Here is a 12,534-nt window from a genome sequence, read left to right as displayed (position 1 = left end):
TCAGCTGGCCGCCGGGATCATCAGCGGCATCGGCACCTCGACCGGGTAGCGCACCTCGCCGGGCTCGCGCCGACGCACGACCACCGGCTCGAGGTCGGGGCGTGCCGCGACGCCTCGCAGACCCTCGATGACCAGGCCGTCGACGTCGATCGCCTCGACCGCGTGCGCGAAGTGCTCGTCGGTGCCGGCCCACACCACCTCGCAGTTGCGCAGCGTCACGTCCGTTGCCGTGTCGATATGGATGCCCGACGTGGGGTGCGCGTAGACCTGCGGGCCGTCGGTGGTCGGGCGCCGGTCGTACTCGCCGGCCGGCCAGCTCGACCAGCGGTCCAGCTCGATCCGCACACCGTCGAGCACGACACCCTCGATGAGTCCCGGCGCGTCCGAGCCGATGTACGCGCTGTTCTCGGCGCGGGCCAAGATGTTGCGGAACCGCACGTTGCGCAGCCGTCCGACCGCGTCGTGCCAGGCGCCGACGTTGACGTAGATCGGTTCGCCGTGCCCCCACCAGCCGCCGGCGAAGTGCCGGGTCTCCACGACGCAGTCGGAGAACAGGATGTTCTCGAAGTTGCCCTCCTGGCCGAGGTTGACGGCCAGGCCGCGGTGCGACGAGCGAATGACGCAGCCGGTGACGATGACGTTGCGGATGTCCGCCACGGCGTCGACCCCGACGACGACGGCGCTGGACGTCGACTGGAGCGTGCAGTTGGTGATGACGACGTCGGACGTGATCCCGTAGTCGGGGAACTCCTCGCAGGTCTTGAGCGAGATGGCGTCGTCGCCGGAGGAGATCTCGCAGTCGCTGATCCGCACGCGGCGGCAGCGGTCGAGGTCGATCCCGTCGGCGTTCGGGTACTTCAGGTCCGTGTCGATGGTGACCCCGTGGATGAGCACGTCTTCGCAGCCACTGAGGCGCACGCACCACAGGGCCGCGTCCTCGATGCGCACGTCCCGGATCACCAGGCGGTCGCAGCCCATCAGGAAGAGCGTGAACGGACGCTGGTTCGGGCAGCGGTAGATGGTGCCCAGGTCCTCGCGGATGAAGTGCTGACCCGCGCCGTTGATCGTGCCTGCGCCGGTGATCGCGATGTTCGTCGCGTCGCGGGCGGTGATGAGCATGAGCGCGGCGTCGTTCTCGTCGTCGACCACGCCACCCGAGAGTGCCCCGACCTCGAGCCTGGCCGTGTAGTCGGCCACGTCGCCGCTGCCCGCCAGGGTTGCCCCGCGCTCGACGTGCAGCTCGACGTTCGACCGCAGCTCGATCGAGCCTGTCAGGAAGGTCGCGCCGGCCGGGACCAGGACGGTCCCTCCGCCCGCGCCGTGGCACGCGTCGATCGCCGACTGGATCGCCGCCGCGTCGTTGGTCGTGCCGTCACCGACGGCGCCGTGCTCGCGGATGTCGTAAACAGGCATGGCAAAGTCCTCTTCCTCGAGGGAACGTTCAGGCGAGCCGCGCCGTGGCGCTTGCTGCCCGCTGGAAGGAGTGCCGCGGAGCGAGCTCGCTCTTGAGCACCAGCGCGGCGCCACCGATGGCGGCCGCTTCGGAGGCGTGCGGGGAGATGACCACGTCGACCGGGTGGCTCGCCCGACCGAAGAACGTGCGATTCAGGTGGTCGCGGATGGCGGGGACGTACAGCGAGCCCGCGATGGCCAGGGACGGCCCGGTCAGGACGATCTGATCGAGGTCGAGGATGTTCGCGAGGGCCTGCGCCGCCACGGCGAGGTAGCGGGCCGAGGACTGCAGGATGTCCCGCGCGACCCCCTCCTCCCGCATCGCGGCCCGGGACACGGCCGCGAAGTCCTCCGCGACCCCCACCCCAGGAAGCTCGATCCCGGCGGCACGGGCCTTGGCGACCACCGCCGCGGGACCGGCCAGCACCTCGACGCAGCCGACGGCGCCGCACCAGCACGGCGGACCGTCGACGTCGAGGCAGATGTGCCCGATCTCGGCCGTGTTGCCGCTGGACCCACGGAAGACGTCGCCGTTCACGATGACCCCCGCGCCGACGCCGGTGCCCATGTAGAGCGCGGCGAAGCAGCTGGTCGCGTCGATCTGACCGCCCCAGTACTCCCCGACGGCGGCTGCGGTCGCGTCGTTCTCGAGCAGCACGGGCAGGCCGACGGCGGCCTGCAGGGCGTCGGCGAGCGGGAAGTCCGTCCACGCCTGCATGACCGGCGGCGTGAGGGCGACCGCTGTGGCCTGCGTGATCGGACCCGGCGACACGACGCCGAGCCCGAGGATCCGGTCGGGGTCGATGCCCGCCTGCGACACGAGCGCGCGCAGCTCGGACGCCACCCGCTCGACCACGGCCTCCGGCGCGTCCGCGCCGGCCCCGGGTCGACGCCAGCGGCTGACCACGGCGCCGCCGAGGTCGGCGATGACGTACGTGATGCCACCGTGGTCGAGGTGCACGCCGACGGCGTACCGCGCCTCCGGCTCGAGCGAGAGCAGCACGGCGGGCTTGCCACCGGTCGACTCCGCTCGGCCCACCTCCACCACGAGGCCGTCGTCGATCAGACGTCGGACCACGGTGGAGACGGTCGCTCCCGTGAGGCCGGTCTCCCGGGCGAGGTCCACGCGGCTGATCTGTCCAGCGGCCCGGATCACGTCGAGGAGCGCGGCGCGGCTGGAGACGTGAGGAGTGCCCACACCTGCGGGGTGACTCACGGGTCCTCCTTGTCGCCTGGGCCGTTTCGCGGAGAGCTCCCCAGGTCACGGACGCCTCACACGGTAGCGGTCGAGCCACGGTCAACGGGTTCGCCGTACGCTCTTGACTTACTTTATTCACCGAACTAAGAATGTGGCAAGGGAGCAGCGCCGAACCCCCCGGGGCCCTCCCCACCCCGCGCCGGCACGCAGACGTGCCGTCCAGCCGAGAGGAACATCGATGTCCCCCTTCCGACGCAGGAAGATCATGGCCGCCGCGGCCACCGCAACGCTCCTCGCCCTCACCGCCGCCTGCTCCAGCGGCTCCAGCAGCGACGACTCCTCCGCCGACGACGGCGCGCCGTCCGGCGACATCACGGTCCTGACCAACCGCACGGACCTCGTCGACACGACGTTCGCCGACTACAAGAAGACGTTCGAGGCCAAGTATCCGGACGTCAAGGTCACGTTCGAGGCCGTCACCGACTACGACGGTGAGGTCAAGACCCGCATGAACACCGACGACTACGGCGACGTCCTCATCATGCCCACGGGCGTGGCGAACGCCGACCTGTCGTCCTTCTTCGAGCCGCTCGGCACCACCGACGAGCTCGGCCAGAAGTACCGGTTCGTCAACGAGCAGGCCGCCGACGGCGAGGTCTACGCGCTGGCCACCTTCGGCAACGCCAACGGCATCGTCTACAACAAGAAGGTCTTCGCCGATGCGGGCATCACAGGCGAGCCCACGTCGACCAAGGAGTTCATGGACGACCTGCAGGCGATCAAGGACAAGGGCGACGCCGTGCCGCTCTACACCAACTACAAGGACGGCTGGCCGCTCACCTGGCCGCAGGGCCTCATGGGCGCGTACTCCGGCGACAAGGACGCCCTGGTCAAGATGGCCAAGGACGACGCGCCGTGGACCGAGGGCAGCGAGAAGTACGAGGTCGACTCCCTCCTCTACGACATCGCCGCAGCCGGCCTCATCGAGGACGACCCCACGACGACCAACTGGGAGGACTCCAAGAACCTCCTGGCCACGGGCAAGATCGGCGCGATGGTGCTCGGTTCCTGGGCCGTCCCGCAGATGCAGGACGCCGCCACGACCGCCGGCACCGACCCCGCGGACATCGGCTTCATGCCGGCGCCCGTCGAGGTCGACGGCAAGCTGCACTCCCCCGTGGGCGGTGACCGCCAGCTCGCGATCAACGTGAACTCGAAGCACAAGGCCGCTGCTCGCGCGTGGTTCGACTGGTTCATCGACGAGTCGGGCTTCTACCAGGTGGCCGGCGGACTGCCGACGGTCAAGGCCGACCCGCCGTCCGACAACCTCAAGGACTTCGAGGCCACCGGTGTCGAGTACCTCGAGATGACGCCGTCGCCCGAGCTGTCGGACCGCAGCAAGAACTCCGAGGTCGGCATCGACCAGCCCGACTACTACCGCGAGCTGATCGACGCCGCCCGCGGCGCCTCGGGCCAGACCAAGGAGCAGATCTTCGAGCAGCTCAACTCGAAGTGGGCCAACGGGGCCATGTGAGAAGACGCCGGGCGGCGCGGCCCCTCGCGCCGCCCGGCACCTACCCCCTCCTGCCCGCAGCACCCGAGGAGTCCCCATGACCGGCATGGTCGACGCACCCGCGCCGCCCGCGCGACGCCCGCGCCTCAAGCTCCGTCAGGAGCGCGCACCGAAGCAGGCCGCGACGTCCCACGGCTGGCGCATCACGCCGTGGCTGTTCCTGATCGTCCCGATCCTGTTCCTGGTCGTGTTCACGTACATCCCCGTCGTGAACATGTTCTGGTACTCGGTCACCGACTGGAACGGCCTGAGCAAGACGAAGAACTTCGTCGGCCTCGACAACTACGTCGAGTTCTTCACGCGGCCCGAGCTGTTCAAGGTCTTCTTCGTCAGCCTCTACTACATCGTCGCCTCGGTCGTGCAGATCGCGCTCGCCCTGTACTTCGCGACGCTCCTGACCTTCAGGACGAGGTTCAAGGGCGTGTTCAAGGGTGTGCTCTTCTTCCCCAACCTGATCAACGGGGTCGCCGTCTCGTTCGTGTTCCTGTACTTCTTCCGGCCCGGCGGCACGCTCGACTCGCTGCTCGGGGTGGTCGGCATCGACTCCACGCCGCAGTGGCTCGGCAACCCGGACCTCGTCAACTACTCGTTGGCCAGCACGTCGGTCTGGCGGTACATGGGCCTGAACTTCGTGCTCTTCCTCGGCGCGATCCAGTCGATCCCGCGGGGCATCTACGAGGCCGCCGAGCTCGACGGTGCGAGCCGCTGGCACATGTTCCGCTACATCATCGCGCCGGGCATCAAGCCGATCATCAGCCTGTCGTTCATCCTCGCGATCGCGGGCAGCCTCGGGGTCTTCGAGATCCCGTTCGTGATGCTCGACGGCGCCAACGGCTCGGCCACGTTCGTGATCCAGACGATCAAGACGGCGTTCAACTTCAACAAGGTCGGCCTCGCGTCGGCCATGGCCGTGATCCTGCTGATCCTCATCCTGCTGATCACCTGGCTGCAACGCGTGCTGGTGCCCGACGAGAAGGTGGACCTGACATGAAGGCGGCACTCGCTGGGACCGGCAAGTACACGAGCCTGGTGGTGGCCTGCGCCGCGGCGCTCATCCCGCTCGTCGTCCTCCTGCTGACCTCCCTGAAGACCGCGCAGGACTACGCGACGAGCGGCCCGCTGGACCTGCCGACGAGCATCACGTTCTCGAACTTCACGAAGGCGTTCACCGAGGCGGGGATGGCGACCGCGTTCGTGAACACGACGATCATCCTGGTGGTCTCGGTGTTCGGGACGATCGTGATCGGCACCATGGCCGCGTACGCCATCGACCGGTTCGAGTTCCGGTTCAAGAAGCTCATCGTGGCGCTGTTCCTGCTGGCCACCCTGGTGCCGGCCGTGACCACGCAGGTCGCGACGTTCCAGGTGGTCAACACCCTCGGGCTGTACAACACCCGGCTCGCGCCGATCGCGCTGTTCATGGGCACCGACATCGTGTCCATCTACATCTTCGTGCAGTTCATGCGCTCGATCCCGGTGTCGCTGGACGAGGCGGCCACGCTCGACGGCGCCAACCACTTCACCATCTACCGGCGCATCGTCTTCCCCCTGCTGAAGCCCGCGATCGCGACCGTCGTGATCATCAAGGGCATCGCGATCTACAACGAGTTCTACATCCCTTTCCTCTACATGCCGTCCCAGCAGCTCGGCGTCGTCTCGACCTCCCTGTTCCGCTTCAAGGGACCGTTCGGGACCCAGTGGGAGGTGCTGTCGGCCGGCGCGATCATTGTGATCATCCCGACCCTGATCGTCTTCCTGCTGCTGCAGCGGTTCATCTACAACGGCCTGTCCGCCGGCGCGGTCAAGTAACTAGGAGCTTTCTCAATGTTCATCACCACCCTCGACCAGGGCTGGACGCTGCGTGCGACGGCCGGTCCCGTGCCCGACAACCTCGTCGGCCAGGTCGTGCCCGCACAGGTGCCCGGCACGGTGCACACGGACCTGCTGACGGCCGGCCTGATCGTCGACCCGTACGTCGACCTCGCCGAGGCCGAGCTCGCCTGGATGCACCGCGTCGACTGGCGCTACGAGCGTCCGTTGACGCTCGACCCCGCCGAGCCCGACGAGCGGGTCGACCTCGTCCTGGAAGGCCTGGACACGGTCGCGACGATCACGCTGGGCGGTGTCGAGGTCGCACGCACCGCGAACATGCACCGCAGCTATCGGTTCGACGTCCGTGCGCTCGCCACCGGTGACACGACGCTCGCCGTCGACTTCGCCAGCGCCCTGACCCACGCCGAGCAGGAGGCGCTGCGCATCGGCGGCCGCCCTGGCGCGTACCCCGCTCCCCTGAACATGGTCCGCAAGATGGCGTGCAGCTTCGGCTGGGACTGGGGACCCGACCTGCAGACGGCCGGTCTCTGGAAGCCCGCGTCGGTCCAGCGGTGGCGCACCGCCCGGCTGTCCTCGGTCCGCCCGCTCGTCACGGTGGCCGGGACCGAGGCCACGGTGTCGGTGCACGTGGACGTCGAGCGCTCCGGTCTCGAGGCGTCCGAGAGCGCTCTCGGGCTGCGCGCCCGCGTGGGCGACGTCGTCGTGACCGGCACGCTGCCGCCCGGCACGACGAGCGCGGTGCTCGTGGCCGAGGTCCCCGACGCCAAGCTCTGGTGGCCGGTGGGCTACGGCGAGCAGCCGCTGTACGAGATCGACGTCGAGCTGACCGCCGGCGACGAGCGCCTGGACAGCTGGCACCGCCGCATCGGCCTGCGGACCGTCGAGCTGGACACGTCCGCCGACGAGTTCGGCTCCGCCTTCGTCCTGAGCGTCAACGGCACGCCGGCGTTCGCCCGCGGTGCCAACTGGATCCCCGACGACCACCTGCTCACCCGCATCACGCGCGAGCGGTTGGCCCGTCGGATCGACCAGGCCGTCGGCGCCAACCTCAACCTCCTGCGCGTCTGGGGCGGCGGCGTCTACGAGTCCGAGGACTTCTACGACGTGTGCGACGCCGCGGGCATCATGGTCTGGCAGGACTTCCCGCTGGCCTGCGCGGCGTACCCGGAGGAGGAGCCGCACCGCTCGGAGTTCGAGGCGGAGGCCCGCGAGCACGTCGCTCGCCTGTCCGCCCACCCGTCGCTGGTGATCTGGAACGGCGGGAACGAGAACCTCTGGGGCTTCGAGGACTGGGGGTGGAAGGACGACCTCGAGGGACGGACCTGGGGGGCCGGCTACTACAACGAGCTGTTCCCGTCGATCGTCGCCGAGCTGGACCCCACACGCCCCTACTCCCCCGGCAGCCCGTCCTCGCCGGTCGGCATCCACCCCAACGACCCCGACCACGGCACGCACCACGAGTGGGAGGTGTGGAACCGCGTCGACTACACCGCCTACCGCGCCGACATCCCCCGCTTCTGCTCCGAGTTCGGGTTCCAGGGCCCGCCCGCCTGGGCCACCCTCGCGCGGGCGGTCCGCAACGCCGACGGGTCGCCGCTGGAGAAGGAGGACCCGGTCTTCCTCCTGCACCAGAAGGCCGAGGACGGCAACGGCAAGCTCGACCGGGGCATGGCGCCCCACCTCGGGGTGCCCGCCGACTTCTCCGACTGGCACTGGGCGACGCAGCTCAACCAGGCGCGCGCGGTCGCGTACGCGGTGACGCACTACCGCTCGTGGTGGCCGCGCACGGCCGGCGCGATCGTCTGGCAGCTCAACGACTGCTGGCCTGTGACGTCCTGGGCCGCGGTCGACGGCGACGAGCGGCGCAAGCCGCTGTGGCACGCGCTGCGCGCCTCGTTCGCCGACCGGATCCTCACGGTGCAGGTGCGCGACGGCCTCGAGGTGCTTGCCGTGGTCAACGACTCCGACCGGCGCTGGTCCGGATCCGTGTCCGTCCGCCGTGAGCGGTTCGACGGGACGCTGCTCGCCGACGCCGTGCTCGCGGTCGACGTCATCCCGCGGTCGGTCGAGCTGCTGTCCCTCCCCGCCGACGTCCGGGCGCCGCTCGACCCGCGGGCCGAGGTGCTCGTCGCGGAGCTCGACGACGTCCGCACCGCGCACACCTGGCTCGACGACGTCGAGCTGGACCTCGACCCGAACCCCGTGCGGACGCGCGTCGAGAAGGTCGCCGACGGCTACGAGGTGACGGTGACCGCGACCTCGCTCGCCCGCGACGTGACCCTCCTCGCGGACCGTGCGGACGCCCGCGCGACCGTCGACGAGGCCCTGGTCACGCTCCCCGCGGGTGCGTCCACCACGTTCCTCGTGCGCACGGACCGGACCGACCTCGCCGAGTCGCTGACCCGCGCGCCGATCCTGCGCTCGGCCAACGAGGTGTCGCGCACCCGGGCCGCGGCCTCGTGAGCACGACCCGCCTGCCCGGCGAGCAGCACCGGTTCGTCGTGCGGATCGAGCGGCCGCCCGACCCGGCCGGCCTCGTCGCGCACCTGGCGCTCCGATGCGTGAGCTCGCTGGTCCACGCGTCGCGGGCGGCCCTGGTCGCGCGGGTCAGCGGCTAGGCTCGCGCGCATGACTCATCGCGCGGACGCCGTCGGGCTCGTGCTCGCGCGGCCGGCGCGGATGCTCGGCCTCGAGCCCTTCTTCATGGAGCTCATCGCGGGCATGGAGGAGGTCCTGGCCACCGACGGCCGGTCCCTGCTGCTGCACGTCGTGAAGGACATGGACGCCGAGATCGCCGCCTACCGCCGCTGGTCCGCGGGCGGGATGGTCGACGCCGTGGTGATCGTCAACCTCACCGAGAACGATCCCCGGCTGGCCGTCGTCGAAGAGCTCGGGCTGCCCGCCGTCGTGGTCGGCGGCCCGCGCAGCGGGTTCGGCTTCTCCAACGTGTGGATCGACGACGCCCAGGCGATGCGCGACGCGGTCGGGTACCTGGTCGACCTCGGGCACCGCCGCCTGGCCCGCGTCAGCGGACCGGCCGCGTTCGAGCACACCCGGCTGCGCAGCGGGGCCTTCGTCGAGGAGTGCGCCCGCTTCGGCGTCGACGGCACGATCGTCGAAGGCGACTACACCGACACGTCCGGCGAGCGCTGCACCCGCGCTCTCCTGGGCCGCGGCGCCAACCCGACCGCCATCGTGTTCGACAACGACGTCATGGCGGTCGCCGCCGTCGGGGTCGCCGCCGAGATGGGCGTCGCCGTCCCCGACCAGCTCTCGCTGCTCGCCTGGGACGACTCCGCGCTGTGCCGGCTGGCGAACCCGACGATCTCCGCGATGAGCCTCGACGTGCAGGCCATGGGCATGCAGGTGGCGGACTGCCTGCTCAACATGCTCGCGGGGGGTCCGGTCACCGCCTACATGGCTCCGCTGCCCCGCCTGCAGGCCCGCCGATCGACCTCCCGGGCCCCGATCAGCGTGTAGGTGTCACAGGTCACTCAGGCGACGGACCTGCGCAAACGTCTCCCGGGTGGTTGGGTAGGGGGATGAGCCCGGCCGCACCGTCCCCGGTCCCTGTCGACACAGACGTGCTCCGCAGCGTCGCGCATGGCACGTCGTACGCGCCGCACGACGTGCTGGGTCCACACGCCGGCGGCAGTGGCATCACCATCCGCACCCTGCGGCCGCTCGCGGACGCCGTCGTGGTGGTCACCGCGACCGGTCGGATCCCCGCGCGGCACGAGCAGGACGGCATCTGGGTGGCCGTCCTCCCGGTCGCCGACGTGCCCGACTACCGCCTCGAGGTCACGTACAACGCCCTGACCACGACAGCCGACGACCCCTACCGCTTCCTGCCCACCGTGCAGGAGCTGGACCGCCACCTGGTGCGCGAGGGTCGCCACGAGCAGCTGTGGACCGTGCTGGGCGCCAACGTGCGCCACTACCCCGGCGAGCTCGGCGAGGTCAGCGGCACGTCGTTCGCCGTCTGGGCGCCGAACGCCCGCGCGGTGCGCGTCGTCGGCGACTTCAACTACTGGCAGGGTGCGTCGCACGCGATGCGCTCGCTCGGCGACAGCGGTGTCTGGGAGATCTTCGCCCCGGGTGTCCGCGCCGGTGCCCGCTACAAGTTCGAGGTCCTCGGCCAGGACGGCTCCTGGCGGCAGAAGGCCGACCCGCTGGCCCGCGGCACCGAGGTCCCGCCCGCCACCGCGTCCGTCGTCGTCGAGGAGGGCTTCGTCTGGAGCGACCAGGATTGGATCGCCGGACGCACCGCCCGCGACCCGCACACCGCGGCCATGAGCGTGTACGAGGTCCACCTCGGCTCCTGGCGCGTCGGCCTGTCCTACCGCGACCTCGCGCACCAGCTCACCGAGCACGTCCTGGCCCTCGGGTTCACGCACGTCGAGCTGCTGCCCGTCGCCGAGCACCCGTTCGGCGGCTCGTGGGGCTACCAGGTGTCCTCCTACTTCGCGCCGACCTCCCGGTTCGGCCACCCCGACGACTTCCGCTACCTCGTCGACACCCTGCACCGCGCCGGCGTCGGCGTCATCGTCGACTGGGTGCCCGCGCACTTCCCCAAGGACGAGTGGTCCCTGGCGCAGTTCGACGGCACCTCGCTCTACGAGCACCCGGACCCGCTGCTGGGCGAGCACCCCGACTGGGGCACGTACGTCTTCAACTTCGGCCGTGCCGAGGTGCGCAACTTCCTCGTCGCCAACGCCACGTTCTGGCTCGAGGAGTTCCACGTTGACGGGCTGCGTGTGGACGCCGTCGCCTCGATGCTCTACCTCGACTACTCCCGCAAGGCCGGCCAGTGGCGGCCCAACCAGTTCGGCGGCCGCGAGAACCTGGACGCCATCTCGTTCCTGCAGGAGGCCAACGCCACCGCCTACCGGCGGACCCCCGGGATCATGATGATCGCGGAGGAGTCCACCGCCTGGCCCGGTGTCACGGCCCCCACCGACGGCAACGGCCTCGGCTTCGGCCTGAAGTGGAACATGGGCTGGATGAACGACACCCTCCGCTACCTGACGGAGGAGCCGATCCACCGGCGCTACCACCACAACGAGATCACCTTCTCGATGGTCTACGCGTACTCCGAGCGGTTCGTCCTGCCCATCAGCCACGACGAGGTCGTGCACGGCAAGGGCTCCCTCTACGAGCGGATGCCCGGCGACCACTGGCAGAAGCTCGCCGGCGTCCGACTGCTGCTCGGCTACCAGTGGACCCACCCCGGCAAGCAGCTGCTCTTCATGGGCAGCGAGTTCGCCCAGCAGACCGAGTGGGCCGAGTCCCGCTCCCTCGACTGGCACGCCCTGAACGACCCGGCGCACCAGGGCGTCATGCGCTCGGTCACCGACCTCAACCGCGTGTACCGCGAGACGCCGGCGCTCTGGCAGCTCGACCACAGCCCCGACGGGTTCGAGTGGATCGACTCCGACGACGCGTTCCGCAACACCCTCGCCTACCTGCGCAAGGGCGTCGACGTCCCCCCGGTGGCGGTCGTCGTCAACTTCGCCGGCGTCCCGCACGAGGAGTACCGGCTCGCGCTGCCCAAGAGCGGCACGTGGCGCGAGATCTACAACTCGGACTCCGTGGCCTACGGCGGCTCCGGCGTCGGCAACCTCGGAGAGATCCACGCCGAGGACGTCGAGCACTACGGCCGCCCGGCCTCCGCCTCGATCCGCGTCCCCCCGCTGGGCGTCGTGGTCTTCGAAGCCACGTCCTGAGGCCGGACCGCCCGTGCCGCGCATCCTGATCACCGGGATGTCGGGCGCGGGCAAGACGACCCTGCTCGAGGAGCTGCGCCGGCGAGGCCACCGCACGGTCGACACCGACGTCGACGGCTGGATCCTCGCCGATGGCACCTGGGACGAGCCGAGGGTAGCCCGGCTTCTCGACGAGTACCCCGACATCGTCGTCGACGGGACCGTCGACAACCAGGGCCGCTTCTACGACCGCTTCGAGCACGTCATCCTGCTCAGCGCACCGCTGGACGTCCTTCTGGAGCGGGTGGGCTCGCGCACGAACAACCCGTACGGCTCGACGAGTGCCGACCGTGCCGAGATCGCGCACTACACCGCGACCGTCGAACCGCTCCTGCGCAACGGCGCCACCCTGGAGCTGGACGGCCGGCGTCCGGTGGAGTCCCTTGCCGACGAGGTCGAGGCGCTTCTGCCGGGCGACAAACAGCCGTAAACACAGGAAAAGCCCACCCCCGAAGGGGTGGGCTTTCCTGAATGATGTCCGGCGGCGTCCTACTCTCCCACACCCTGGCGAGTGCAGTACCATCGGCGCTGAAGGGCTTAGCTTCCGGGTTCGGAATGGGACCGGGCGTTTCCCCTTCGCTATGACCGCCGTAACGTTGTCGAGTTGTCAAACGGGTTCCCGTTCGTCTCTCGGGAACCGCACAGTGGACGCGTAGCACATTGACTTGAATGAATGTGATGAAGTTGTCGGCTTATTAGTACCGGTCAGCTGC

The 12,534-nt window shown here is 69.9% G+C and carries 10 protein-coding genes and 1 rRNA gene; 8 read left to right on the top strand and 3 right to left on the bottom strand.

From position 1 onward, the window contains the following. Together AC1DZC_RS11490 and AC1DZC_RS11485 are read right to left on the bottom strand one after the other, a co-directional pair. A complete protein-coding gene (locus tag AC1DZC_RS11490; protein ID WP_477043351.1) occupies positions 1–1,413 on the bottom strand; it encodes a glycoside hydrolase family 28 protein in 1,413 nt (470 codons plus the stop codon). A 28-nt stretch (positions 1,414–1,441) separates the two neighbouring features. Next, positions 1,442–2,668 carry an ROK family transcriptional regulator gene (locus AC1DZC_RS11485; protein ID WP_477043350.1) on the bottom strand — a complete coding sequence of 409 codons (1,227 nt, stop codon included), beginning with the start codon at positions 2,666–2,668 and terminating at the stop codon, positions 1,442–1,444. 220 nt (positions 2,669–2,888) lie between these two features. Here AC1DZC_RS11485 and AC1DZC_RS11480 point away from each other — a divergent pair, with 220 nt between their 5' ends. The 8 genes from AC1DZC_RS11480 to AC1DZC_RS11445 all read left to right on the top strand — a co-directional run bounded on the left by AC1DZC_RS11480 (position 2,889) and on the right by AC1DZC_RS11445 (position 12,251). Next, entirely contained in the window at positions 2,889–4,184 is a 1,296-nt protein-coding gene (locus tag AC1DZC_RS11480; protein WP_477043349.1) for an ABC transporter substrate-binding protein, read from the top strand. 76 nt (positions 4,185–4,260) lie between these two features. Further along, positions 4,261–5,214 (top strand): carbohydrate ABC transporter permease, encoded by a 954-nt coding sequence (locus AC1DZC_RS11475; RefSeq protein ID WP_477038553.1) that lies wholly within the window; start codon positions 4,261–4,263, stop codon positions 5,212–5,214. Further along, positions 5,211–6,032 carry a carbohydrate ABC transporter permease gene (locus AC1DZC_RS11470; protein ID WP_477043348.1) on the top strand — a complete coding sequence of 274 codons (822 nt, stop codon included), beginning with the start codon at positions 5,211–5,213 and terminating at the stop codon, positions 6,030–6,032. The genes AC1DZC_RS11475 and AC1DZC_RS11470 overlap by 4 nt, the downstream gene beginning before the upstream one ends. Before the next feature lie 15 nt (positions 6,033–6,047). Next, on the top strand, positions 6,048–8,519 hold the full coding sequence (locus tag AC1DZC_RS11465) for a glycoside hydrolase family 2 protein (protein WP_477043347.1): 2,472 nt from the start codon (positions 6,048–6,050) through the stop codon (positions 8,517–8,519). After that, positions 8,516–8,674 (top strand): hypothetical protein, encoded by a 159-nt coding sequence (locus tag AC1DZC_RS11460; RefSeq protein ID WP_477043346.1) that lies wholly within the window; start codon positions 8,516–8,518, stop codon positions 8,672–8,674. Before AC1DZC_RS11465 ends, AC1DZC_RS11460 begins: the two co-directional genes overlap by 4 nt. 10 nt (positions 8,675–8,684) lie before the next feature. Further along, positions 8,685–9,536, top strand: coding sequence for a LacI family DNA-binding transcriptional regulator (locus AC1DZC_RS11455; RefSeq protein WP_477043345.1), 852 nt, complete (start codon positions 8,685–8,687; stop codon positions 9,534–9,536). A 62-nt stretch (positions 9,537–9,598) separates the two neighbouring features. Next, positions 9,599–11,782, top strand: a complete 2,184-nt coding sequence (gene glgB / locus AC1DZC_RS11450) for a 1,4-alpha-glucan branching protein GlgB (protein WP_477043344.1) — start codon at positions 9,599–9,601, stop codon at positions 11,780–11,782. Between the two features lie 13 nt (positions 11,783–11,795). Then, positions 11,796–12,251: an AAA family ATPase gene (locus AC1DZC_RS11445; protein ID WP_477043343.1), complete on the top strand. Its 456-nt coding sequence runs from the start codon at positions 11,796–11,798 to the stop codon at positions 12,249–12,251. A 46-nt stretch (positions 12,252–12,297) separates the two neighbouring features. Here the strand turns inward: AC1DZC_RS11445 and rrf are convergent. Next, positions 12,298–12,414: ribosomal RNA gene (rrf, locus tag AC1DZC_RS11440) — 5S ribosomal RNA — on the bottom strand. Positions 12,415–12,534: the final 120 nt, after the last annotated feature.

It is taken from the genome of Cellulomonas sp. P2_B4, from assembly GCF_056404795.1.
The sequence above is the reverse complement of the archived record's forward strand: the minus strand, read 5'-3'. Positions and strand labels throughout refer to the sequence as shown.